24 protein-coding genes are annotated in these 22,732 nt (G+C 36.2%); 19 read left to right on the forward strand and 5 right to left on the reverse strand.

Going from position 1 to position 22,732, the window contains the following annotated elements; all coding sequences use genetic code 11:
- Positions 1–9 precede the first annotated feature (9 nt).
- Positions 10–717, forward strand: a complete 708-nt coding sequence (locus tag IGJ55_RS05685) for a GntR family transcriptional regulator (RefSeq protein WP_069638763.1) — start codon at positions 10–12, stop codon at positions 715–717.
- A gap of 68 nt (positions 718–785) precedes the next feature.
- On the opposite strand, the gene IGJ55_RS05690 is transcribed toward IGJ55_RS05685, so the two are convergent.
- From IGJ55_RS05690 to IGJ55_RS05705, 4 genes are all read right to left on the reverse strand, one after another.
- A complete protein-coding gene (locus IGJ55_RS05690; RefSeq protein WP_430607687.1) occupies positions 786–1,292 on the reverse strand; it encodes a QueT transporter family protein in 507 nt (168 codons plus the stop codon).
- A gap of 163 nt (positions 1,293–1,455) precedes the next feature.
- Positions 1,456–2,220, reverse strand: coding sequence for a 3-oxoacyl-ACP reductase (locus tag IGJ55_RS05695; RefSeq protein WP_430607688.1), 765 nt, complete (start codon positions 2,218–2,220; stop codon positions 1,456–1,458).
- Between the two features lie 154 nt (positions 2,221–2,374).
- On the reverse strand, positions 2,375–2,611 hold the full coding sequence (locus tag IGJ55_RS05700; RefSeq protein WP_430607691.1) for a DUF2829 domain-containing protein: 237 nt from the start codon (positions 2,609–2,611) through the stop codon (positions 2,375–2,377).
- Positions 2,608–3,261 (reverse strand): YigZ family protein, encoded by a 654-nt coding sequence (locus IGJ55_RS05705; RefSeq protein ID WP_430607693.1) that lies wholly within the window; start codon positions 3,259–3,261, stop codon positions 2,608–2,610. Before IGJ55_RS05705 ends, IGJ55_RS05700 begins: the two co-directional genes overlap by 4 nt.
- Positions 3,262–3,431: 170 nt before the next feature.
- On the opposite strand from IGJ55_RS05705, the gene IGJ55_RS05710 reads away from it, so the two are divergent.
- From IGJ55_RS05710 to phoU, 18 genes are all read left to right on the forward strand, one after another.
- Positions 3,432–3,719, forward strand: a complete 288-nt coding sequence (locus IGJ55_RS05710; RefSeq protein WP_430607694.1) for a DUF7662 domain-containing protein — start codon at positions 3,432–3,434, stop codon at positions 3,717–3,719.
- 121 nt (positions 3,720–3,840) lie between these two features.
- Positions 3,841–4,164, forward strand: a complete 324-nt coding sequence (locus tag IGJ55_RS05715; RefSeq protein ID WP_069638757.1) for a PTS sugar transporter subunit IIB — start codon at positions 3,841–3,843, stop codon at positions 4,162–4,164.
- A gap of 116 nt (positions 4,165–4,280) precedes the next feature.
- Positions 4,281–4,853 carry a hypothetical protein gene (locus tag IGJ55_RS05720; protein WP_430607696.1) on the forward strand — a complete coding sequence of 191 codons (573 nt, stop codon included), beginning with the start codon at positions 4,281–4,283 and terminating at the stop codon, positions 4,851–4,853.
- Positions 4,854–4,861: 8 nt separating this feature from the next.
- Positions 4,862–5,695, forward strand: coding sequence for a hypothetical protein (locus tag IGJ55_RS05725; RefSeq protein WP_207120729.1), 834 nt, complete (start codon positions 4,862–4,864; stop codon positions 5,693–5,695).
- Between the two features lie 136 nt (positions 5,696–5,831).
- The gene (locus tag IGJ55_RS05730; RefSeq protein ID WP_430607698.1) at positions 5,832–7,160 is read left to right on the forward strand and encodes a DEAD/DEAH box helicase; all 1,329 of its coding nucleotides are present in this window, start codon (positions 5,832–5,834) and stop codon (positions 7,158–7,160) included.
- Entirely contained in the window at positions 7,150–7,839 is a 690-nt protein-coding gene (locus IGJ55_RS05735; RefSeq protein WP_430607700.1) for a ComF family protein, read from the forward strand. The genes IGJ55_RS05730 and IGJ55_RS05735 overlap by 11 nt, the downstream gene beginning before the upstream one ends.
- 137 nt (positions 7,840–7,976) lie before the next feature.
- Positions 7,977–8,528, forward strand: a complete 552-nt coding sequence (gene hpf, locus IGJ55_RS05740) for a ribosome hibernation-promoting factor, HPF/YfiA family (protein ID WP_010760772.1) — start codon at positions 7,977–7,979, stop codon at positions 8,526–8,528.
- Between the two features lie 329 nt (positions 8,529–8,857).
- Complete coding sequence (gene secA, locus IGJ55_RS05745; protein ID WP_430607702.1) at positions 8,858–11,389, forward strand: preprotein translocase subunit SecA; 2,532 nt, start codon at positions 8,858–8,860, stop codon at positions 11,387–11,389.
- 80 nt (positions 11,390–11,469) lie between these two features.
- Positions 11,470–12,571, forward strand: a protein-coding gene (prfB, locus tag IGJ55_RS05750) for a peptide chain release factor 2 (RefSeq protein ID WP_100630335.1) whose coding sequence is annotated in 2 segments (ribosomal slippage) — positions 11,470–11,541 and positions 11,543–12,571 — 1,101 coding nt in all. Because the reading frame shifts where the segments join, the coding sequence is not laid out codon by codon here.
- A 108-nt stretch (positions 12,572–12,679) separates the two neighbouring features.
- On the forward strand, positions 12,680–13,366 hold the full coding sequence (gene ftsE, locus IGJ55_RS05755) for a cell division ATP-binding protein FtsE (RefSeq protein ID WP_069638750.1): 687 nt from the start codon (positions 12,680–12,682) through the stop codon (positions 13,364–13,366).
- Entirely contained in the window at positions 13,359–14,243 is an 885-nt protein-coding gene (gene ftsX / locus IGJ55_RS05760; protein WP_069638749.1) for a permease-like cell division protein FtsX, read from the forward strand. Before ftsE ends, ftsX begins: the two co-directional genes overlap by 8 nt.
- 101 nt (positions 14,244–14,344) lie before the next feature.
- Positions 14,345–15,793: a cardiolipin synthase gene (gene cls, locus IGJ55_RS05765; protein ID WP_069638748.1), complete on the forward strand. Its 1,449-nt coding sequence runs from the start codon at positions 14,345–14,347 to the stop codon at positions 15,791–15,793.
- A 172-nt stretch (positions 15,794–15,965) separates the two neighbouring features.
- A complete protein-coding gene (locus tag IGJ55_RS05770; protein ID WP_069638747.1) occupies positions 15,966–16,820 on the forward strand; it encodes a phosphate ABC transporter substrate-binding protein PstS in 855 nt (284 codons plus the stop codon).
- Between the two features lie 230 nt (positions 16,821–17,050).
- A complete protein-coding gene (gene pstC / locus IGJ55_RS05775) occupies positions 17,051–17,971 on the forward strand; it encodes a phosphate ABC transporter permease subunit PstC (protein WP_430607705.1) in 921 nt (306 codons plus the stop codon).
- On the forward strand, positions 17,971–18,855 hold the full coding sequence (gene pstA / locus IGJ55_RS05780; RefSeq protein WP_069638745.1) for a phosphate ABC transporter permease PstA: 885 nt from the start codon (positions 17,971–17,973) through the stop codon (positions 18,853–18,855). Before pstC ends, pstA begins: the two co-directional genes overlap by 1 nt.
- 16 nt (positions 18,856–18,871) lie before the next feature.
- On the forward strand, positions 18,872–19,672 hold the full coding sequence (gene pstB, locus IGJ55_RS05785; RefSeq protein WP_069638744.1) for a phosphate ABC transporter ATP-binding protein PstB: 801 nt from the start codon (positions 18,872–18,874) through the stop codon (positions 19,670–19,672).
- Positions 19,673–19,682: 10 nt separating this feature from the next.
- Positions 19,683–20,441: a phosphate ABC transporter ATP-binding protein PstB gene (gene pstB / locus IGJ55_RS05790; protein WP_069638743.1), complete on the forward strand. Its 759-nt coding sequence runs from the start codon at positions 19,683–19,685 to the stop codon at positions 20,439–20,441.
- A 20-nt stretch (positions 20,442–20,461) separates the two neighbouring features.
- A complete protein-coding gene (gene phoU / locus IGJ55_RS05795) occupies positions 20,462–21,133 on the forward strand; it encodes a phosphate signaling complex protein PhoU (RefSeq protein WP_069638742.1) in 672 nt (223 codons plus the stop codon).
- A 98-nt stretch (positions 21,134–21,231) separates the two neighbouring features.
- Here the strand turns inward: phoU and IGJ55_RS05800 are convergent, their stop codons facing one another.
- Positions 21,232–22,536: an ISL3 family transposase gene (locus IGJ55_RS05800; protein WP_430607708.1), complete on the reverse strand. Its 1,305-nt coding sequence runs from the start codon at positions 22,534–22,536 to the stop codon at positions 21,232–21,234.
- Positions 22,537–22,732: the final 196 nt, after the last annotated feature.

Genomic DNA, 22,732 nt, shown 5'->3' on the forward strand with positions numbered 1-22,732 from the left:
GGAAATAAGATGGTATCAAGTTTACCAGTTTATATTCAAATCCACGATAAAATTAAAGAAGACATCGAACATGGTGTTTGGAAGATCGGCGACAGGCTCCCATCAGAACGTGAGCTGGCGATCCAGTTTAATGTAAGCCGAATGACGTTGAGACAAGCTATTCAAACACTTGCGGATGAAGGGATTTTAGAACGTAAAATCGGTTCAGGAACGTATGTTGCTCGTAAGAAAGTTCAAGAAAAAATGACTGGAACAACTAGTTTTACTGATATTATGCTTTCTCAAAACCGAGTGCCTTCTAGTCGAACGGTTTCATATTACGTAGCCAAGCCGAGTTCCAGTGAAATGGAAAAACTAAATCTTAAAGAAAATGAACAAATCGTTCGGATGGAGCGGATTCGTTTTGCCGATGATTTGCCGATTTGTTTTGAAATAGCGAGTGTCCCTTATTCCTTGGTCGATCAATATAGTAAGACTGAAATCACGAATTCCTTTTATAAAACGCTTGAAACAAAAGGGGGGAATAAAATCGGTCATGCCAATCAAACGATTTCAGCGATGTTAGCCTCAGAACAGATTGCCGATTATTTAAAAATCAAACGTGGTGATGCGATTTTGCGTTTACGCCAAATTTCTTATTTTGAGAATGGAACGCCATTTGAATATGTAAGAACACAATATGTTGGGAATCGTTTTGAATTTTATTTAGAAAAATAAATGAGTAAAGTAAATAAATGCTGTAAAGCCCATTTCGATTTGGACATTCACAGCATTTATTTTCTTTTTTATTTGGTTAAATCGATTTTTTCGTTGATCCAGTAGACCAAAATGCCACCAATTGACATAGATAACGCTTCACCAATGGCAACAGTTAACCATGTGTAGAAAAAAGGGAGCTGGTAAAAGTAAGTCAATTGTCCAGCGACTGTAAACATGGATACCGAACAAATAATTGTAGTTGCAACCATTTTTTTGTTCAGACTTTTGAATTGTTTTGTTGCATAATAAGATATAATTAAGACAATAAACGTCGATGAACTACCGATAATAACATCAACTAAACCTAATGGTGACGCAAAATTTGCGATAGCGACACCTAAAGTAATAGCTACGATATAGCGTTTGTTAAAAAGCGGTAGAAAATTAAACAGTTCTGAAAACCTGAGTTGAATAGCACCAAAACTAAACGGAGCTAAAAAAAGAGTGACAACGATGTAAAGCGCTGTGATCAAAGCCATTTTTGTCAAAGAAATGACAGACCAGGCTGTAGTCTGTGGGGGTAAATGATTCATTTGTGTTCTCCTTTGTAAAACAGATACCTGTTTTAGTAATAACTATGACCAAAGGACGTGACAAAAACTGCCAACTAAAGTGCCATAGTGTGAATTGCTTCACTGGGATTTATGTTACCGAACATCCAGCGATTTGTAAAGTATAGAAAAATGGTTAAGGCTATTATTTTTCCAACCAACCACCATCGATCGTCATGACAGTTCCGTGAATATAGTCCGCAGATTGACTTGCTAAAAAAAGTGTTAGTGAAGCAACTTCTTCCGGTTTTGCCCAACGTCCAGCCGGCGTCTCATTGGCGACCCATTCAGCCATTTTCCCATCATCAGCAAAATCAGCTGCATTCATTGGTGTTTGAATCGCACCAGGAGCAATCGCGTTTGCGCGGATGCCTTGTTTAATATAGTCATGATCCAGTTGTTTTGTATATCCGATAATCGCATGTTTTGATGCAGTATAAGCAGCACCACCACCGCCTGCTACTTTTCCAGCAATGGAAGCCATATTGACGACGACACCATGTTTTTGTTTTAACATTTGAGGTAGAATGTGATTGGTAACTAAAAAGGTTCCTTTAAGATTTACGGTTAAAATACGATCCCATAACGCTTCGGATGTTTCTAAAGTCGGCGTGTAGTTATCTAAAATACCAGCAGTATTCAATAAAATGTGAATCATCCCAAAGGCATTATTGCCTTTTTTGACTGCAGAAATAATATCCTCTTTTTTTGTGATATCCCCTGTATAAGCTAGAAATTTCCCTTTTGAATTGCTTGTTTTTTCTTTAGTGATGACTAAGCCCGCTGCATCAAGGTCCATCCCTAAAACATTGGCACCTTGATTGGTAAAAGCGATTGCTTGCGCTTGTCCAATGCCAGAAGCGGCTCCTGTTATAAAAACTGTTTTTCCGCTGTATTCTGCAAAATTCATAGTAAGTCCTCTTTTCATAATCTTATAAGAAAAAAGCGAGACAAAACTAAATAACCGAGTCTTGTTTCGCTTTTTAAATCTGAATAAACAGCGAGAAATGGCACCCTTTTTTTAATTCTCAGGGCAGCTGCTGTAGTCTCGTTCCCTATTAATACTAGTCTACGTGGACGATTTTCCAATCTTCCGCTAAAACATCACAAGGTGTTGGAGAAAACATGCTGTAGCCTTCATCAGAAGTTTTGATTAAAAAATAGGGAGTAACTTGTAGAAAAGTACCATCAGATGTGCCAATTTCATCTCTAAGTTCGATGTACAGTTCAAAACTGCCCCAACCACTTCTTACGGCTTTTGCACCTTTTTTAATGTGAGGTAATACTTCTTCAAATGTCATTTACGTGCTCCTTTTTTTGTAATTGGTTGTTCATGATAAGAGCATTCACCCTTATCAAAATGAACTTGCCCATTTAATTGTTCAACGATTTCGGTCATAAATTGCTCAGTGTTTGGCTCGTCTACTAAACAAATAATAGTAACTTGTTCGCCATAAACGGTCTCTTTTATGGTATATAAATTATTTTCCATGAAATTTTGGACTTTGCTTACATTTGGATAACTGATGGTTAAACGGATTTCTTGCTGCAGTTTTCCTTCCACTAAGCCAATTTCTGTCAGGGCATGGGAAACAGCATGGCTATACGCCCGAATCAAACCACCGGAGCCTAATTTAGTACCACCAAAATAACGTGTAACCACAGCTACAACATTGATCAATTCTTGCTTTTTCAAAACTTCTAACATCGGAACCCCTGCTGTACCGCTAGGCTCGCCATCATCACTACTACGTTGGATAGCACTTTTTTCGCCGATTATGAAGGCACTGCAATTATGAGTCGCTTTCCAATGTTCTTTTTTCTTTTGAGCAATGAAGATTTTTGCTTCATCTTCAGAGTATACTCGTTTAAGAGAGCAAATAAAACGTGATTTTTTTATCTCAATTTCACTTTCTCCATCAGAGCGAATGGTAAAATAACTTTCAAGCATTTTCTCATTCCTTTTCTACATAATACGTTAAGTATAAAAAAAATCTGAATGAGAAGCAACCGTTGTAGGAAAAATAGAGAAGAGACCTTCATTTGCTTCTTTAAATTTTTATGAGATAATGATGAAAAGAGTGGCTAAATATCAGCTTAACAACAAAAGGAGTGAAGAATTTGGCAAAAGAACGTCAGAAAAAATATGATAGCGTTACCCATTATTTAACAACCAACGGTGGTTCACAAGTTACTCTAACGTTTACTCAATTCGATGAATTACTTTTCCCTCATTCAGGACTTCCAAGAACCGCTCGAACAGATGTTGATTGGTGGGCCAATGACCATAAACATCCAGAAAAGGGAGCGTACGGTTGGCTCAATGCGGGCTATCAAGTTGCACAAGTGAATATTGCAAAAGAATATGTGGTCTTTAATAAACTACTAAAATCGAACTGGCTTGTTTAACGCCTAAAACGATATCTCTTAAAAGCAGGAAGCGTTGACAAAAATCAGGCTTTTACTATACTATGAATAAAGAGAAATTAAAAATATGTTATGTTATCAATAGAAAAGGAGAGGGATTAAGATGGCTAAAAAAACAATTATGCTTGTCTGTTCTGCAGGAATGAGTACAAGTTTATTAGTAACGAAAATGCAAAAAGCAGCAGACGCACAAGGTCTGGATGCTGATATTTTTGCAGTATCTGCCTCAGATGCGGACAACAATTTGGAGAGTAAACCAGTAGATGTTTTATTATTAGGCCCGCAAGTTCGCTTTATGAAAGGCGATTTTGAGAAACGTTTGGCACCAAAAGGAATTCCTTTAGAAGTAATCAACATGGCAGATTATGGCATGATGAACGGGGAGAAAGTTTTACAGCAAGCGTTAAATTTAATTGAAAATAAATAAAGAAACAGTGAGCCAAAATGCATAATGCGTTAAGGCTCACTATTTTTTTGTCTCTTGAAAAAACTTCTCGGTTTGGTAGAATTTAAGAAAAAGGAAAATGTTGGGAGTAAAATAGAATGAAAAAAAGAATATGGGTTGTCGGGTTATTTTTTGGCATGATGATTATTTCAGGCTTTACTGCTGCGTACATTAAACGAAATTACGCAGTGAGCATTTATCAAGCACTAAAATTTGCTGGTGTTGCCTCTGAACAAATCATTCATCAGCAAGAAGAAAAGGATCATATCGATTTGTTTCTAGCAGATGGGGCTGATTTGACGCTTATGATCATAAAAGCCAAAGAGAAAAATGGCCGCAAGAACTATGAGATTATTCAAACGAGTAAGATGGAAGATTTCTTTTCTGAACAGAAATCTTTAATAAGTGACAAGGAAGCAATAAAAAATCGGTTGGACATGTTATCTTCAATCGAAGATGCACCTTTTTCTTTTGAGAACGAGATTCATCAATCCTTTGGGAAACGGCTATTTTTTATCAATACCTCACATAATAAAGAGAGTAAAAACGTGAGAATCAATGGTCAAAAACCGACTAATACTTTTACCTATAACTATCAAGGTAATCTGAATTACGTATATTATTATGAAGAATTAAAACTAGACCAAAAAGAAATCAAGGTTAGGATGTGAGAAATCAGATGGAAAAAAATCAAAAAACAGTTGAAGAATATGTTAAAGAGGTTAAACGTTTAAGAGGTTATTTACTTATCGTATGTGTGCTAGGTCTGATTTTATTTATTCCATTGATGACGCTCTATCTATTAAATTATCACATAGGATTATTAGGTCTTTTTGGCTTATTTATGTTAGTACTCTTTAGCACAATACGAGTAAGGAAAAAAGTTCTGCAAATTCGTACGATTTTAACGATGGAGTGTGATCCAAAAAAATATGTAGCAATAAATTTGCAATTGTTAAATAAACCTTTTTACAATAAAACAGGTATCAATAACTATCAAAAGTATTTTCAGGCATTGTCAGATTACTATGCTGGTGACTTAGTAGAGATGAAAAAAAACTTAGAGGACATCGATTTTGAAGCTGGAACGCTAGATATTACACTTCAATATTATAATTTACTTGGAAATTATTACAAAGAAAGTAACGATCTTGAGGGGCTGAAAGCAACGATCGATGCTATTCGATCGTTAAAAAGTCGAAAAAAGTTTCCAAGACAGATTCAGCAATTTTATGATTCTGTAGATACGATTTTTTACCGTCATTATTTGGTTTTAACAAATGATAAAAATGCTCTGACAAAATTATTTGATTTTCTTGCAACTGAAAAAGAAATGCTAAAAAAAGTAGGTCTTCATTTTGAAATTGGGAAACTCTATTTAAAAACGGCAACTTTTGATCAGGCAACGACTCATTTTAACTATGTTCTAGAACATGGTGGAGAGACCTATTATACAGTTTATGCTCAAAAAATGATTCACCAAATGAACGAAGAAGAATGGACAAATTACTAAATCACGAATAACTCAACTGTGCTACTTTTCTAGTAGCACAGTTGAGTTTTATAATTTTCCCACAGTAATTATATAAGTTTCGAAAAAGAAAAAATCTCAAACAAAAAATGCGTAGTTTAATTATAGAGGGGGAAAAATGCAAGAATTATGGGGAAGAAAAGTTTTAGAACAAGAACTTAATGATAGCAGTATGATTGCAAAAAAATATCAAACATTTCCAACAATGCAAGAACTGAATGAAAATGAAATCCAGTGTTTACGTTGTGGACAGATTCATTTGAAAGCTATAGTACAGTTAGTGAATCACTCTTATTATTGTCCAGAGTGTATCCAATTAGGGAGGGTGGATACAGGACAACAATTTTATCACTTAGCAGAACCAAAACCAGTCAAAAGAAACGTTCATTTTTCTTGGGAAGGCAAACTGACTATAGGTCAGCAACAAGTATCTGATCAGTTGTTGACGACTGTAAAAAATGCTGAATCAAGAATGATTTGGGCGGTCACTGGTGCTGGAAAAACAGAAATGTTGTTTAAAACGATTCATCATGCATTAGAAGCTGGCTTTCGAGTAGGCATCGCTTCTCCAAGAGTAGATGTTTGTTTAGAACTGCTCCCGAGAATCCAAGCTGTTTTTCCTGATGAACCGCTAATCATTCTTCATGGAAAGATGGCAGAAACGTACCGTTATACTAAATTGCTTATTTGTACAACACATCAGCTATTACGTTTTTATCAGGCTTTTGATGTATTGATCATCGACGAAGTAGATGCGTTTCCATTTGTTGATAACTCATTACTACAATATGGAGTGAAGCAAGCGATTAAAGAGCACGGATCACTAATTTATCTAACGGCAACACCAACCAAGGAGCTAAATAAAAAGACAGAGCAAAATGAATTACAGACAAGTATTTTACCAGCACGTTATCATCGAAGAGTATTGCCGGTTCCTAAAATAAAATGGTGTCATCGTTGGCATGAGAAAATCAAGAAAGGTCATTGTCCTAAAGAATTAGTAGCAAAGATCCACAAATTAGTGGATAAAAATGATGTGTTGATTTTTTGCCCTAGTATTTCTTTGATGGGGCAATTAAAAGGCACTGTTGAAAAAAAATTTCTAGAAACATCACTAGCCTGTGTTCATTCGCAAGACCCAGAGCGCTTAGACAAGGTTTTAAAGATGAGAAACAAAGAATACCGTATTCTTCTAACTTCTACTATCTTAGAACGTGGTGTAACATTTGATGGTGTCTCTGTCATTGTTTTAGGAGCAAACCATCCTGTTTTTACAATGTCCGCCCTTGTTCAGATTGCTGGCAGAGTGGACCGAAGGCAAAAATACACTGCAGGTGAAGTTTGGTTTTTACATGATGGTTGTACCAATGCTATGAAAGGGGCGATTAAGCAAATTAAGAAAATGAACACATTAGGTAAAGCAAGGGGATTAATTGATGAATTGTAACTATTGCCATCAAACAATTAATAGAAATTTAACGCTCAAAGAAATTTTTTTACCCCAAAAAATCTTGTCAGAACAATTATGCTCAAGATGCATGAAAACATTTCAATTATTGGAAAAAAAAGATAGCTGTCAAGGATGTCAACGTCAGTCTACTCAAACAGCTTATTGTAAAGATTGCTTAAGATGGCAACAAATTTATCCAAACTACAATTTCCAACACGAAGCACTCTTTTCTTACAATCAGGCGATGCAAGAATGGTTTGAACTCTATAAATTTAAAGGGGATTACAGACTTAGGCATAGTTTTGTACCGTATTTACAATCCTATTTTAAACAAAAAAAAACTTTTTTAGCTATTCCGATGCCAATTTCAAAAGAAAGGATGGAAGTGCGAGGCTTTAATCAAGTTGAAGGTTTACTGGATGCAGCAGGCATTCCATATGAACCCCACCTTATCCGGTTTACTCATGGACTATCTCAAGTACAAAAAACGAGAAAGGAGCGATTAAGCTTAAAGCAACCCTTCAAACTAACACAAGAGGGGCAAAAAGCTGTCTTAAATAGAGATATTATTCTTGTCGACGATATCTATACGACTGGGCGTACGCTTTTTCATGGAGCACAAGTTATTTTAGCGAATCATCCAGCAAAACTGTATACGTTTTCTCTTGCAAGATAGACGATCAATTAAAATAAAAATTCAGCCGCAATTTTGTTGGCAAAAGCAGGATAATTCGTTATAATAGAATTAAGAAGAAGGATAACAGAGTGGTCCTTTTATTCCTTCTTTAGTGTCAGATGAAAGGGGTAATTGTTATGTTTAGATATAATGTGCGTGGAGAAAACATCGAAGTTACTGAAGCAATCCGAGACTATGTAGAGAAAAAAGTCGGCAAATTAGAACGTTATTTCAGTGATTCACCTGAAGCGACCGTTCATGTGAATTTGAAAGTATACACTGAAAAAACCGCTAAAGTCGAGGTTACGATTCCTCTACCTTATTTAGTTTTACGTGCGGAAGAAACATCACCTGACTTATATGCAAGTGTTGATTTGGTTGTAGACAAGCTAGAACGCCAAATCCGCAAATTTAAAACAAAAATTAATCGTAAATCTCGTGAAACAGGGATGAACACTGCGAAAGCAGCTATTTTCTTAAATGGTGAAGAAACACCAGATGAAACGCCAGAATTAGACATCGTTCGTACAAAACGTCTTTCTTTAAAACCTATGGATAGCGAAGAAGCTGTTTTACAAATGAACATGTTAGGACATAACTTTTTTATCTTTGAAGATTCAGAAACAAATGGAACAAGCATTGTTTATCGTCGTAAAGATGGCAAATATGGTTTAATCGAAACAGACTAAATTGAGCAGGTAACGAACATATCTTGATTCAGCGAAAAAGGTCTAAAAGTAAGCGAGGATCTAATCAATCCATAAATTTTAGAAAAATTGTTATCAGGATCAATTTATTTTCCAGATATTCGATTTTAAGAGACTGAAGCAGGACGGCATACGTTTTGCCACAGTCTCTTTCCTTATTTTAAGCATGTATACATAAAAAACGACATAATATAGTATTAATATTAAGAGAAGTTATTTCCTTTCTTGGCAACTAATGATAAAATAGAAAGGATGATTGTGCATTTAGTGCAAAAAATAAATAGAGTTTATTGAAAGGAACACATAAAAACATGGCGAATTTTCTAAAAAAGATGATTGAAAATGATAAAAAGGAATTAAAACGCTTGGATGGTATTGCCAATCAAGTAGAGACTCATGCTTCAGCTACTGCGGCGTTGAGCGATGAAGAATTAAAAGCAAAGACAGACGAGTTCAAAGCGCGTTACCAAAAAGGTGAAACACTAGATCAATTATTACCAGAAGCTTTTGCGGTCGTCCGCGAAGCTGCTAAACGTGTCCTAGGTTTATACCCATACCACGTTCAGTTAATGGGTGGGATCGTTTTACATGATGGCAATATCCCAGAAATGAGAACGGGTGAAGGTAAAACATTAACTGCAACAATGCCAGTTTATTTGAATGCACTAACAGGTGAAGGTGTTCATGTCGTAACGGTTAACGAATATTTAGCAACACGTGACTCAGATGAAATGGGTGAACTGTATAATTTCTTAGGCTTGACAGTTGGTCTGAACATCAATTCAAAAACATCAGAAGAAAAGCGTGATGCCTATAATTGTGACATCACTTATAGCACAAATAACGAGTTAGGATTTGACTATTTGCGTGATAACATGGTTGTTTATCGTAATCAAATGGTACAACGCCCATTGAATTACGCAATCGTGGATGAGGTCGATTCAATCTTGATTGATGAAGCTCGTACACCATTGATTATTTCAGGTCAAGCTGAAAAATCAACTGCACTTTACACCCGCACAGATAACTTTGTTAAACGTCTAAAAGAAGAAGAAGATTACAAAATTGATGTTCAATCTAAGACGATTAGTTTAACGGAAGCTGGAATTGAAAAGGCGGAAGAAAACTTTGGTTTAGAGAACCTTTATGACATTGAAAATACAGCTTTGACACATCATATGGATCAAGCGTTACGTGCAAACTTTATCATGCTTCGTGATATCGATTATGTTGTTCAAGATGACAAAGTCTTGATCGTTGACCAATTTACTGGTCGTATTATGGATGGTCGTCGGTACTCAGATGGCTTACACCAAGCAATCGAAGCCAAAGAAGGCGTAGAGATCGAAGACGAAACAAAAACAATGGCAACAATCACATTCCAAAACTATTTCCGTATGTATAAGAAATTAGCTGGGATGACGGGTACTGCTAAAACGGAAGAAGAAGAATTCCGTGAAATCTATAATATTCAAGTGTTCCAAATTCCAACAAACCGTCCGATCATTCGTGATGACCGTGCTGATTTACTTTACCCAACATTACAAAGTAAATTTAAAGCGGTTGTTCAGGATATTAAAGAACGCTACCATAACGGTCAACCAGTTTTAGTCGGTACAGTTGCTGTTGAAACTTCTGAGTTATTATCAGAATTATTAAATGCTGAAAAAGTACCGCATGAAGTATTGAATGCCAAAAATCACTTTAAAGAAGCAGAAATTATTATGAATGCCGGGCAAAAAGGTGCGGTAACGATTGCTACTAATATGGCTGGTCGTGGTACGGATATCAAGCTTGGTTTGGGTGTTATTGAGCTTGGCGGTTTAGCTGTAATTGGTACAGAACGTCACGAATCACGCCGTATTGATAATCAATTGCGTGGACGTGCGGGTCGTCAAGGAGATCCTGGGGTTTCACAATTCTATCTATCACTTGAAGATGACTTGATGAAACGTTTTGGTTCAGAAAGAATCAAAGCATTCTTGGATCGCATGAACATTGAAGAATCAGATGCAGTGATCCAAAGTAAAATGTTAAGTAAGCAAGTAGAATCAGCTCAAAAACGTGTTGAAGGGAACAACTACGATACACGTAAAAATGTCTTGCAATACGATGATGTAATGCGTGAACAGCGTGAAGTTATTTACGCGCAACGTCAAGAAGTGATAATGGAAGATAAAGAGTTGACTGAAACATTATTAAACATGGTAAAACGTACGATCACTCGTGTTGTAGATAGCCATACACAATTAGAAAAAGAAAACTGGAACCTTGATGGAATCGTTGATTTCGCCTCTTCAACATTGGTGCATGAAGACTCTATTTCTAAAGCTGATCTAGAAGGCAAATCACCAGAAGAAATCAAAGCGTATCTAGTAAAACGTGCTCAAGAAGTTTATGATATCAAAGTAGAACATTTGAATGGTCCAGAACAAATTCTGGAATTCCAAAAAGTTGTTATTTTACGTGTTGTAGATACAAAATGGACCGATCATATCGATGCAATGGATCAATTGCGTCAATCAGTTGGTTTACGTGCTTACGGACAAAACAATCCATTGGTTGAATATCAAACAGAAGGCTACAATATGTTTGAAGAAATGATTGGAGCAATTGAATACGAAGTTACTCGCTTATTCATGAAATCAGAAATTCGCCAAAATGTTCAACGGGAACAAGTAGCACAAGGTGAAGCTGTTCATCCAACAGATGATGAAGAACCCCAAAGTAACACAAGTGCTAAAAAGAAACCGATTCACGTAGATGAAAAAATAGGACGCAATGATCCATGTCCATGCGGCAGTGGAAAGAAATACAAAAACTGTCACGGCAAAGGTCAATAAGAAGCGATGAAGGTGAGGCGTTCGCCTCGCCTTCATTTGTTTGCAACACAAAGTATTGAAAATGGAAGGAAGAAAATATCATGGAAAATGCTGAAATCCGCACTATTTTAGATGAAATGAATCAATCAATCACAAGTTTCAGGGGGTCTCTTTGACTTAGATCAGTTAGAAGAGGACATTGCTGAAGCTGAAAATAGAATGGCAGAGCCAGGCTTTTGGGATAATTCACAAACAGCACAACAATTGATCAACGAAACGAATTCCTATAAAGAGAAGTATCAACAATTTCATCAATTTGCAGACGAATTAGAAGAATTGGAAATCATGAGTGAGATGCAACAAGAAGAATATGATCCTGATACGCAGACTGAACTAGAAGAACGCTTAGTCGCTTTGAAAGAAAAATTAAGTATTTATGAACTTTCGCTACTATTAAACGAGCCTTATGACAAAAATAATGTTATCATGGAACTTCATCCAGGAGCGGGTGGTACTGAATCACAAGATTGGGGTAGCATGTTGCTGCGAATGTATACACGTTGGGCCGAAAGTCATGGGTTTCAAGTAGAGACATTAGATTACCAATCAGGTGATGAAGCAGGTATTAAGAGTGTGACCCTTCTAATTAAAGGTTATAATGCTTATGGCTATTTGAAATCAGAAAAAGGGGTACATCGCTTAGTTCGAATTTCTCCATTTGATTCTGCCAAACGTCGCCACACTTCTTTTTGTTCTGTCGACATTATGCCTGAGCTAGATGAAAATGTAGAGATCGATATTAATACGGACGATTTAAAAGTCGATACGTATCGAGCAAGTGGTGCTGGTGGTCAGCATATCAATAAAACCGAATCGGCTGTTCGAATCACGCATATTCCAACAGGAACCGTTGTTGCTAGTCAAGCACAACGGTCACAATTAAAAAACCGAGAACAAGCGATGGGCATGCTGAAAGCAAAACTTTATCAATTAGAGTTGGATAAAAAAGCGCAGGAAGCTGCTTCATTACGTGGGGAACAATTAGAAATTGGTTGGGGCTCACAGATTCGTTCTTATGTTTTCCATCCTTATTCAATGGTGAAAGATCATCGAACAAATTATGAAACTGGAAATGTACAAGCCGTGATGGATGGGGATTTAGATGGATTTATTGATGCGTACTTAAAGCAGAAGCTAAATTGATCAATTTACAGAAATGAAATAAAATTGTAAACTGTTGAAAGAGCCTTGAAACAAAGTCATGTTATAATGATTGATAGTCTAGAAAAACAGAGATGGAGAGAATACGCCATGATTGAAATGAAAGATGTAATGAAGAAATATTCGAATGGTACAACGGCTATCCGAAATATTTCAATAGAAATAAAGCAAGGTGAATTCGTTTATGTTGTTGGTCCTTCCGGAGCCGGAAAATCAACATTTATTAAATTAATGTACCGTGAAGAAAAAGCCACTAAAGGTCGCTTGAAAGTTGCTAGTCATGATCTAATGAAAATAAAAAATTCTGAAGTTCCGTATCTTAGAAGAGAGATCGGTATCGTCTTTCAAGATTACAAATTATTGACGAAAAAAACAGTTTATGAGAACGTTGCTTATGCTATGCAAGTTGTTGGTCGTAAGCCAAGAGAAATCAAAAAAAGAGTGATGGAAGTACTTGATTTAGTTGGTTTGAAGCATAAAGTACGCGTCTTTCCAAGTGAATTATCTGGTGGGGAACAACAACGTGTTTCAATTGCTCGTGCAATCGTAAATACGCCCAAAGTTCTCATTGCAGATGAACCAACAGGGAATCTTGATCCAGAGAACTCATGGGAAATCATGAAACTTTTAGATCGGATCAATGCTCAAGGAACAACTGTTGTAATGGCAACGCATAATAGTACGATCGTAAATACGATTCGTCATCGCGTAATCGCCATCGAAAATGGTCGAATTATTCGAGACCAAGCGGAAGGAGAATATGGCTACGATGATTAGAACCTTCTTTTCTCATGTCTTAGAAAGTATCAAAAGTTTAAAACGTAATGGGTGGATGACAATAGCATCTGCAAGTGCAGTTACCATTACGTTAGTCCTTGTTGGGCTTTTTATGGCAGTAATTTTTAATGCAACAAAATTAGCAAAAGATATTGAAGAAAACGTAACTGTTTCTGTATTCGTTGATATTGGCACAACCCCAGACGAAATGCAGCAATTAGAAAAAGAATTGAATAAAATCGACAATGTCGAAACTATTTCATATTCAAATAAAGATAAACAATTAGAAAAAATTCAAAAACAAATGGGTGAAGCTTGGAACTTATTCGAAGGTGACAGCAATCCCTTGTACGATGTCTATTATGTAAGTGCAAAAGAACCATCAGATACGAAAAAAATATCGGAAAAGGCAGCAACATTAGCGAATGTCTTTAAAGCAGACTATGGCGGTGTTTCTTCCGATAAAATTTTCAGTATTGCAGGAAAAGTTCGAACTTGGGGCTTAGGTGCAGCAATTTTACTATTGTTTGTCGCTGTATTCTTGATTTCAAACACGATCCGTATTACGATTCTTTCTCGTCAAAGAGAAATCCAAATCATGCGTTTAGTTGGTGCTAAAAACGGCTATATTCGTTGGCCTTTCTTTATAGAAGGAGCATGGATTGGCTTAATTGGAGCGATCATTCCAATTTTAGTTTTAACATTTGGGTATCAAAAATTCTATACGTTATTCAACCCGCAATTGCTAAGTTCAAATTATTCATTATTAAAACCTGAATCATTTGTTTGGCAGATCGATCTACTGATGATCGTTATTGGGATGACAATCGGCTCGTTAGGTTCAATCATTTCGATGCGCCGCTTCTTAAAAATTTAATAGAATTAAAAGCAGACATTTTTTGTCTGCTTTTTCTTTACTTATTTTCAGAAGTTCGTTATGCTTTACTAGGGGATGAGTGAAGTGATTGGGGTGAATAAATGAAATTTTTATATGATAATTTCTTTGTTATTATTTTTATTGCTAATATGCTATTATCATTGATTATTGTTTTTCGAGAACGCAAACAAACTGCTCAAACATGGTCATGGTTGCTGGTATTAATGTTTATTCCAGTTTTAGGATTTATTCTTTATATTTTCTTGGGTCGAGGCATATCAAAAGATAAAATATTCGATATGAAGATGCAAGCTAAAATCGGGATGAACGCTGAAATACAAGCAGAAAAGCAATCACTGTTAAGAGGGTTATTTCCACATCCACCGACAGGAGAAGTGGAGTCAAAGCAGCTAATTTATATGTTGACTGTTTTTGAGAGCTCATTATATACAACGAATAATGAGGTTCTTTTATATACAGATGGAAGAGAAAAATTTGATGGATTGATTGCAGATATTCGGCAAGCTACGGATCATATTCATATGGAGTATTACATTTATCGTGGTGATACTTTAGGCAAGGAAATCCGTCAGGAACTGATCAATGCTGTCAAAAGAGGGGTAAAAGTACGTTTACTCTTAGACGCCTGGGGTTCAACCCAAGTTAATATGAAATTTTTTGAAGAACTAAAGAAGATTGGAGGAGAAATTGCCTTTTTCTTTCCTCTGTTTGTTCCATATTTAAATCCGCGAATTAACTATCGTAATCATCGAAAAATCGTAGTGATTGATGGGAAGATCGGCTATACAGGTGGATTTAACGTTGGTAATGAATATTTAGGTGAAGTCAAAAAGTTTGGGTACTGGCGTGACAATCATTTAAGAATCTCTGGTGAAGCTGTTTATAGTTTACAAAATCGTTTTTTGATGGACTGGAATTCTCAACATCGTAAAGAATTAAGCTATGATTCTGCTTATTTTCCTCCAATTGATTCAGCTGGGAAAAAAGCAGTTCAAGTAGTAACGAGTGGACCAGATTCAGAACATGAACAAATCAAAATGACCTACCTAAAAATGATTTCAATCGCTAAAAAAGAAATACTGATTCAAACGCCGTATTATATACCAGATGCATCAATTCATGAAGCCTTAAAATTAGCATTACTTTCGGGTGTAAAAGTTCGTATGCAAATACCAAACAAACCAGATCATATGTTAGTTTATTGGGCAACTTATTCCTTTTCTGCAGAATTATTAAAGTATGGAGCGATTATTGAGACCTATGAACATGGCTTTATTCATGCTAAAACGATGATCATCGATGGTGGTGTTGTTTCTGTTGGATCAGCGAATATCGATGTTCGTTCATTCCGACTAGATTTTGAGGTGAATACAATTATTTACGATCAAGAATTTTCAGAAGAAGTTAGAGATGCTTTTTACGAAGATTCCAAAGTATCAGAGCTTTTAACAGAAGAAAAATACCGTAATCGAGGTGTTTTCATCAAACTAAAAGAAGGATTAGCTCGTCTGATTTCACCACTGTTGTAATTCCTATAAAAAGTGTAATCTTAGTAACGGATTGCACTTTTTATTTTGTTTATAATGTTTTTTTGTTATTTTATTACAAAAAAGTAAAAGCTGTAGCAACTTATAATTTTCAATGGAAACACTTAATGTTAAAATAAAGTGATTGAATTGAGTTTGGAGGATTATCAGATAAATGAAAAAGAAAATACTATTATTTGTTAGTTTAATTGGAATACTGACTTTATCCGGCTGTGCGAAGTGGATCGATCGAGGTGAATCGATCACAGCAGTTGGCTCATCAGCTCTTCAGCCGCTAGTGGAAACCGCGGCAGAAGAATTTCAAAATCAAAACCCAGGACGTTTTGTTAATGTTCAAGGTGGGGGAAGTGGAACAGGTTTAAGTCAAGTACAATCAGGGGCAGTAGACATTGGAAACTCTGACTTGTTTGCAGAAGAGAAAAAAGGGATCGATGCCACTAAACTGACAGATCATAAAGTTGCGGTAGTGGGGATCACGCCGATCGTCAATAAGAATATTGGATTGTCCGATATTTCGTTAGACAACCTGAGAAAGATTTTTCTAGGAGAAATTACCAATTGGAAAGAAATTGGTGGAAACGATATCCCGATTGTCCTGTTGAATCGTGCTGCTGGAAGTGGTACACGTGTGACTTTTGAACGCTGGGTATTAGATGGGAAAACGGCGATTCAAGCGCAAGAACAAGATTCAAGTGGAATGGTTCGCTCGATTGTTGCAGACACTCCAGGAGCAATCAGTTACACGGCTTTTTCCTATGTTAATGATGAGGTTAACACGCTAAGTATTGATGGGGTAAAACCGACTGATGAGAATGTTGTTACCAATAAATGGTTTATTTGGTCTTATGAACATATGTATACATTAGGAAAACCAAAACAATTAACTGATGAATTTTTGGCCTTTATGTTATCAGATGATGTGCAGGAAAAAATCATTGGTCAATTAGGCTATATTCCAGTTTCTAAGATGAAAGTAGAGCGGGATTGGCAAGGAAATCTTATTAAATAATCCGCCTTTACACAAAATTTACAAACTTAACATAAGATTTACATGTTATTAAACGCAAATTGATGTTTGAAAGTTAGACTGAATTTATTATGGAAAGTGTTGAACAAACGGGAGATTTATGTTTGGTTGGATAAAAAGTGAGTGAGGTAAAAAGCACCTCAATCATTTTTCCTATTTTCCAGTCGAAGCTGAACGAGCACGTTATGCTTTTAAAATAAGGAGGAATTTTCTTGGAAGATGTGCAGAAAACGTTATTAACAAAATCAAAGCGCGCTAGAATGGAACAGCGAGGGAAGTTTATTAGTTTTTTTTGCATCGCATTGATTGTTTTGGTTGTTTTATCGATTTTTTATTTTGTAGCTAGTAAAGGTTTAGCAACCTTTTTTACAAATAAAATCAAAGTTTCTGATTTCTTATTCGGTACTAATTGGAACCCAGGTGAAACTGGGACGGATGGGAAACCCATGGTAGGCGCTTTGCCGATGATAGCAGGTTCTTTTATTGTCACATTTTTATCTGCGATCATTGCAACACCCTTTGCAATTGGTGCAGCAGTATTTATGACAGAAATTTCACCGAAAAAAGGATCAAAAATTTTACAACCAGTTATTGAACTATTAGTTGGGATTCCATCCGTTGTTTATGGCTTTATTGGGCTGTCTGTAATCGTACCCTTTATTCGTTCAATTTTTGGCGGTACAGGTTTTGGGATTTTAGCTGGGACTTTTGTTTTGTTTGTTATGATTTTACCAACTGTTACAACGATGACGGTTGATGCACTAAAATCGGTTCCTCGGCATTATCGGGAAGCATCATTAGCCTTAGGTGCAACACGCTGGCAAACGATCTATAAAGTGGTCTTGCGTGCGGCGGTTCCAGGCTTATTGACAGCTGTTGTTTTCGGAATGGCACGTGCCTTTGGGGAGGCGTTAGCAATCCAAATGGTTATCGGAAATGCAGCAATTATGCCATCAAGTTTGACAACTCCAGCTTCAACTTTGACAAGTATTTTAACAATGGGCATTGGAAATACTATCATGGGAACAGTAGAAAATAATGTTCTTTGGTCACTTGCTTTGATCTTGTTGTTGATGTCCTTATTCTTTAATATCATTATTCGGATCATTGGTAAGAAAGGGGCCTTGAAATAATGAATGCAAAAAAAGCAGATAAAATTGCAACAGGTATTTTATATGCCATTTCAGGTGTGATTGTTTTAATTTTGGCAGCATTGCTACTTTATATTCTTGTCCGCGGTATTCCTCATATTTCTTGGGACTTTTTAACAAAACCTTCTAAAGCCTATCAAGCAGGTGGGGGGATCGGGATTCAATTATTCAATTCACTCTACTTACTATTGATTACGATGTTGATTAGCTTCCCTATTTCTTTAGGAGCTGGTATTTACCTTTCAGAGTATGCAAAGAAAAATTGGTTGACTGATGTGATCCGTACATCAATCGAAATTTTAAGTTCACTTCCTTCTGTTGTGGTTGGTTTGTTTGGTTTCTTGATTTTTGTAGTACAGATGGGTTATGGTTTTTCCATTATTTCAGGTGCTTTAGCACTGACATTTTTCAACTTACCTTTATTGACAAGAAACGTTGAAGAATCATTAAAAGCCGTTCATTACACACAGCGAGAAGCTGGGCTGTCATTGGGCTTATCCCGCTGGGAAACAGTCTTGAAAGTTGTTGTTCCAGAAGCCTTACCAGGAATATTAACGGGTGTGATCTTAAGTTCTGGGCGGATTTTTGGTGAAGCCGCCGCTTTGATTTACACTGCTGGCCAAAGTGCACCAGCCTTAGATTTCAGTAACTGGAACCCATTAAGCGTTTCAAGTCCGATTAGTATCTTCCGTCAAGCGGAAACGTTGGCTGTCCATATTTGGAAAATTAATACAGAGGGAACGATGCCAGATGGTGCAGCTGTTTCGGCAGGTGCTTCAGCTGTTCTGATTTTAGTCGTTTTACTATTTAACTTTGGTGCACGTTTTATCGGAAATAGATTATATAAAAGAATGACATCAGCCTAATGTTAGGGGAATCAGAATGAAAGAATACAATTTAAATGACACGAATATTATAAAATTGCCAGAGCCGATCGCTTTGCATACCGATGATTTACATGTCTGGTATGGAGATAACGAAGCAATCAAAGGTGTTGATCTAGAATTTGAAAAAAATAAGATCACCGCTTTAATTGGACCATCTGGCTGCGGTAAATCAACCTATTTACGTTCGCTTAATCGGATGAATGATGGGATCGCCAATACTAGAGTAACTGGTAAAATCATGTACAAAGAGGTGAATGTTAATACGAAAGAAGTAGATGTTTACGAAATGCGTAAACGGATCGGCATGGTATTTCAACGTCCCAATCCTTTTAGCAAATCAATCTATGAGAATATTACATTTGCTTTAAAACAGCATGGTGAAAAAGATAAGAAAAAGTTAGATGAAATTGTCGAAACGAGTTTAAAACAGGCGGCACTTTGGGATCAAGTCAAAGATAATTTAGACAAAAGTGCGTTAGCTTTATCTGGTGGGCAACAACAACGCTTATGTATTGCCAGAGCAATCGCCATGAAACCAGATATTTTACTTTTAGATGAACCAGCGAGTGCGCTAGACCCTATTTCGACTGGTAAAGTAGAGGAAACCTTAGTTAATTTGAAAGATGATTACACAATCATCATTGTGACACATAATATGCAACAAGCTGCTCGTATCAGTGATTACACAGCCTTTTTCTATCTAGGAAAAGTAATTGAATACGATGAAACAAGAAAAATCTTTACACGACCAAAAATTCAAGCGACAGAAGACTATGTTTCTGGACATTTTGGTTAGGAGGAGTACGATGACAAACGAAATTATCTCATCAAAAGATTTGCATTTATATTATGGAAAAAAAGAAGCACTTAAAGGGATTGATTTAAGCATCAATCAAGGAGAAATTACGGCAATGATCGGACCGTCTGGTTGTGGTAAGTCTACTTATTTACGTTCGTTGAACCGAATGAATGATTTAATTCCTGGGGTAACGATTACGGGAAGCGTTGTTTATAAAGGCAAAGATATCTACGGACCTAAGACAGATATTGTAGATTTACGAAAAGAAATCGGAATGGTCTTTCAACAACCGAATCCATTTCCTTTTTCTATCTATGAAAATGTGATTTATGGTTTGCGTTTAAAAGGTGAAAAGAATAAGCAAGTATTGGATGAAGCAGTCGAAAACAGTTTAAAAGCGGCATCAGTTTGGGATGACGTAAAAGATAAACTGCATAAAAGTGCTTTATCATTGTCAGGTGGGCAACAACAACGTGTGTGTATTGCTCGGGTTTTAGCAGTCGATCCTGAGATCATTTTACTGGACGAGCCGACAAGTGCCCTTGATCCGGTTTCAAGTGGTAAAATCGAAAACATGCTTTTAACATTGAAAGAGAAATATACGATGATCATGGTGACACACAACATGTCCCAAGCATCACGGATTTCTGATAAAACAGCGTTCTTTTTACAAGGGGAATTGATAGAATTTAATGATACAAAGAAAATATTTTTGAATCCTAAAGAAAAACAAACCGAAGACTATATTTCTGGAAAATTTGGTTAAACAATAAAGGAGGAAAACACATGTTGCGCAGCCAGTTTGAAGAAGAATTATTGAATTTGCATAATCAATTTTATGAGATGGGAATGATGGTAAGTAATGTTGTACATAAATCAGTCCGTGCTTATATCAACCATGATAAAAAAATTGCAAATGAAGTCATTGATTACGATGTACAAATCAATGATATGGAAGTCAAGCTTGAGAAGAAAAGTTTTGAAATGATTGCTTTACAACAACCCGTTACAACAGATTTAAGAATGATCATTACCGTGATGAAAGCTAGTTCAGATTTAGAGAGAATGGCAGATCATGCAGTTTCAATTGCAAAATCAACAATTCGTTTAAAAGGGGAAACAAGAATCCCAGAAATCGAAAAAGAAATTTCAGATATGTCAGACTATGTTAAAAAAATGGTTGATAACGTACTGATCGCTTATGTCAAAACAGATCAAAAAGATGCGCGGATGATCGCTAAAATGGATACTCGCGTAAATGAGTATTTTGATAGTATATATAGCCATTCCATCAAGGCGATGCAGGCGAATCCTGAGACGGTTGTCAGTGGAACAGATTATCTTCATGTAGCAACGTATTTAGAGCGCATTGGCGATTATGTCACAAATATCTGTGAATGGATCGTTTATCTAGCGACTGGAAAAATCACAGAGCTAAATAGCAATCACGACGAATAAGTCAGTAAAAAAATTTATTTGGCTCTTTGTCAACTAATGTTGGTGAAGAAAATCTAAAGAATTAAATCGATTAATATGATTCCTAGAGGAAATTTCCTCTAGGTTTTTCTATTTTCTTGAAAAAGAATAGTGCCAAAACATAAAGAAATTCTCAACTTAAAATTGTAAAAATTACGAAACCCATAAGCATTTCTCTTCAACACTTTAATAGGGTTGTTTAAACATTCCAATGGTCCATTAGAATAAGGCAATTCTAGCGCATTTTTAATTTCATTTTTGTACTTCTTAAAAGTACCAATAGTCGTTTGATAATAGGTAGGAAGACGACAAAAATCTTCGTCTAATAGTGCACAAAACCGAGCAAAATCTCTTGTCTGTACGGCATAAAGAAAGTCCTGATAACAGGTGTAGCCACTTTTCAATTCGTCATCATACGCAAGTAAACGATCCACGACTTCTGTTTCAGTTAAATAGGTGCGGAAGGAAGAACGCCAAAGGCGTTTTTCAAAATCAAGCTTCGACTGATTTTTTTGAAGAAGTTTCCAGTATTTCTTCAAGTGTCGATATTTTTTTGCTTCTGTATTTCCCTGATGAAGAAATGTATTCATTCTCTGAATACGGTGCTTTAAAAAGGTTCGGCTGATGAGTTGGACAATATGAAAGCGATCAAGAATAATCTGAGTCGTCGGAAATAACTTTTTAACGAGAGAAAAATAAGGGGCATACATATCGCAAACAATATACTTAACCGTTTTACGAACAGCCAAAGGAAAACGTGAAAAATACCGCTCTAGAAAAGGGAGCTGACGATTTTCAACGACATCAATTAACTGCTTTGTTTGACCATCCATCATGATAAAACTCATAGAAGCGGTGACTTGCTTAACTGATTTAAATTCATCAAAACAAAGGACTTCAGGTAAAGTGAGTCGGTTGATTTTTTTAGGTTCATAAAATCGTTTTAGGACACGATAAACAGAAGAGACAGAGACCTTCTTTTGACGCGCAATCTCACTCATAGAAGTGGTTTTTCTGAGTCTATCGGCAATGGATAGCTTCACTTTAGTTGAAATCGAACAATGTTTTTCAACAAGACTCGTTTTAGCAACGAACGATCGATTACAGGAGTAACAGAAGAAACGGCGTTTCTTCAAGCGTAAATACGTTTGATACTCCGAAACATCATTCAGTAAAATCAGACAAGTTGTAAAGCCCCAACGTATAATGGCGGCATTCTCTTTCGATTCACAATGAGGACAAACATGAGCAGCATAATCGAGCGTACCTGAGAAGACCTGACAGATTCTACCTTTGATTCGTTCTTTTTTTAAGCCATTTTCATTAAAAGTAATGTTTAAGTCTAGAATATCTAAGGTTTCTTTGATAAGATTGGTGTAGGACATCTTGATTTCTCCTTTTTGAATGGGTTTAGACGACTTAATTCTAAAGGATATCAGGGTGTCTTTTCTATTATTTTGCATTAAAAAGATGCCGGTGATTTCTCACCAACATCAGAAAGTATAGAGCCATTTATTTGAGAGTAGATCAAAACAGTTTGTTTTGGTCTATTTTTTTGTTTTTAGTTCGTTTTTTTAATCT

This window comes from Enterococcus sp. AZ170 (genome assembly GCF_050545135.1).
In the GTDB taxonomy this organism is placed as follows: domain Bacteria; phylum Bacillota; class Bacilli; order Lactobacillales; family Enterococcaceae; genus Enterococcus_L; species Enterococcus_L ureilyticus.

Bases quoted from the DNA above. Each gene is read 5' to 3' on its own strand.
- IGJ55_RS05685 (WP_069638763.1), top strand. From the start codon at position 10: ATGGTATCAAGTTTACCAGTTTATATTCAAATCCACGATAAAATTAAA.
- IGJ55_RS05690 (WP_430607687.1), bottom strand. From the start codon at position 1,292: ATGAATCATTTACCCCCACAGACTACAGCCTGGTCTGTCATTTCTTTG.
- IGJ55_RS05695 (WP_430607688.1), bottom strand. From the start codon at position 2,220: ATGAATTTTGCAGAATACAGCGGAAAAACAGTTTTTATAACAGGAGCC.
- IGJ55_RS05700 (WP_430607691.1), bottom strand. From the start codon at position 2,611: ATGACATTTGAAGAAGTATTACCTCACATTAAAAAAGGTGCAAAAGCC.
- IGJ55_RS05705 (WP_430607693.1), bottom strand. From the start codon at position 3,261: ATGCTTGAAAGTTATTTTACCATTCGCTCTGATGGAGAAAGTGAAATT.
- IGJ55_RS05715 (WP_069638757.1), top strand. From the start codon at position 3,841: ATGGCTAAAAAAACAATTATGCTTGTCTGTTCTGCAGGAATGAGTACA.
- IGJ55_RS05720 (WP_430607696.1), top strand. From the start codon at position 4,281: ATGAAAAAAAGAATATGGGTTGTCGGGTTATTTTTTGGCATGATGATT.
- IGJ55_RS05725 (WP_207120729.1), top strand. From the start codon at position 4,862: ATGGAAAAAAATCAAAAAACAGTTGAAGAATATGTTAAAGAGGTTAAA.
- IGJ55_RS05730 (WP_430607698.1), top strand. From the start codon at position 5,832: ATGCAAGAATTATGGGGAAGAAAAGTTTTAGAACAAGAACTTAATGAT.
- IGJ55_RS05735 (WP_430607700.1), top strand. From the start codon at position 7,150: ATGAATTGTAACTATTGCCATCAAACAATTAATAGAAATTTAACGCTC.
- hpf (WP_010760772.1), top strand. From the start codon at position 7,977: ATGTTTAGATATAATGTGCGTGGAGAAAACATCGAAGTTACTGAAGCA.
- secA (WP_430607702.1), top strand. From the start codon at position 8,858: ATGGCGAATTTTCTAAAAAAGATGATTGAAAATGATAAAAAGGAATTA.
- ftsE (WP_069638750.1), top strand. From the start codon at position 12,680: ATGATTGAAATGAAAGATGTAATGAAGAAATATTCGAATGGTACAACG.
- ftsX (WP_069638749.1), top strand. From the start codon at position 13,359: ATGATTAGAACCTTCTTTTCTCATGTCTTAGAAAGTATCAAAAGTTTA.
- cls (WP_069638748.1), top strand. From the start codon at position 14,345: ATGAAATTTTTATATGATAATTTCTTTGTTATTATTTTTATTGCTAAT.
- IGJ55_RS05770 (WP_069638747.1), top strand. From the start codon at position 15,966: ATGAAAAAGAAAATACTATTATTTGTTAGTTTAATTGGAATACTGACT.
- pstA (WP_069638745.1), top strand. From the start codon at position 17,971: ATGAATGCAAAAAAAGCAGATAAAATTGCAACAGGTATTTTATATGCC.
- pstB (WP_069638744.1), top strand. From the start codon at position 18,872: ATGAAAGAATACAATTTAAATGACACGAATATTATAAAATTGCCAGAG.
- pstB (WP_069638743.1), top strand. From the start codon at position 19,683: ATGACAAACGAAATTATCTCATCAAAAGATTTGCATTTATATTATGGA.
- phoU (WP_069638742.1), top strand. From the start codon at position 20,462: ATGTTGCGCAGCCAGTTTGAAGAAGAATTATTGAATTTGCATAATCAA.
- IGJ55_RS05800 (WP_430607708.1), bottom strand. From the start codon at position 22,536: ATGTCCTACACCAATCTTATCAAAGAAACCTTAGATATTCTAGACTTA.